The sequence below is a fragment of the Bacteroides sp. ET489 genome (genome assembly GCF_030518095.1).
Lineage (GTDB): Bacteria > Bacteroidota > Bacteroidia > Bacteroidales > Bacteroidaceae > Bacteroides > Bacteroides ndongoniae.
Genome location: NZ_JAULLJ010000105.1, coordinates 1 through 1,311 on the forward strand (window position 1 = coordinate 1; position 1,311 = coordinate 1,311).

At 45.2% G+C, this 1,311-nt stretch carries 1 protein-coding gene; it reads left to right on the top strand.

The window, feature by feature from the left end; translation table 11 throughout:
* The coding region (locus Q3C19_RS18200; RefSeq protein WP_302731267.1) for an AAA family ATPase at positions 1-1,311 on the top strand (1,311 nt) is incomplete at both ends.

The following is a 1,311-nucleotide window of genomic DNA, read 5'->3' on the forward strand; positions in this document are numbered from 1 at the left end:
AACCAGCCGAATTATCTTTTCCTGCTCCGTCCCCGCCGTTTCGGCAAGTCGCTGTTTCTGGCCATGCTGGAGACATATTACAGCGTAGATTATGCCGACCGCTTCGAAGAACTTTTCGGTGAACTGTATATCGGAAAGCATGCTACAAAGGCGCATAATAAGTATCTGGTACTCAGATTCAATTTCTCGGAGGTCAGCTCCAATCCTGATGAGGTGGAACAGTCATTCAAAGCCTATTGCAATGCAGTGATTATCCGGTTTATTAAAAAATATGAGCATTTGTTGGGCAAAGAAATTTGGGAAGAGTTGGACAGAGAGGAAAAGTTACCCGGTTTGCAGCTTGGAAAGATTGCCCGCTATATCAGCGACAACAACTGCCCGCACATCTATCTGCTGATTGACGAGTACGACAACTTCACCAATACCCTATTGGCCACTTACGGCACAGAACGCTACCGCAAGACGACACATGGTGAAGGATTTATCCGTGAATTCTTCAATGTTATCAAAGCGGCTACTACCGGACCCGATGCAGCAATTGACCGTATGTTCATTACCGGTGTCAGCCCCGTTACAATGGATGACGTAACCAGCGGATTCAACATCGGGACAAATATCAGTATGAAGCCGGAATTCAATAGTATCATCGGTTTCAGTACGGAAGAAGTACGTCAGATGATCAGTTACTACAAGTCAGAAGGAGCATTACCGGAAGAGGTTACGGTGGATGATCTGTTAGAAGAGATGCGGCCGTGGTATGATAATTATTGCTTTTCAGAGGATATGTCGGACGAGCACATGTTTAACTCAGATATGTCTTTATATTTCCTTAATGAATATATGCAACGGCATAAACCGCCTAAGATGATGGTTGATAGCAATATCCGTACGGATTACAACAAACTTCGCCACTTGGTGCAGATAGACAAACGATTAGGTGTTAATACTTCCGTCATCCAGCAACTGGTGGCGGAGGGAAAGGTAACGGCCAACATCGCGCAATCTTTCCCTGCCGAGCGGATGGTCGATACGGAGAATTTCAAGAGCCTGCTGTTCTATTTCGGTATGCTGTCTATACAAGGTGTATACCGTAGCAGCATTCTGCTTGGCATTCCTAATTTAACAGTGCGCGAACAACTGTACACCTACTTGATAGAAGCATATCGCAATTCGTCCATTTTCAATGTGGATATGGAGCATTTCTCCTATCTGGTAGAAGAGATGGCTTACAACGGCGATTGGCAACCTGTTTTTCAGTACTTTGCCAAAGAACTGGAACGTCAAAGCGCCATCCGTGAATTTATCGAGGGG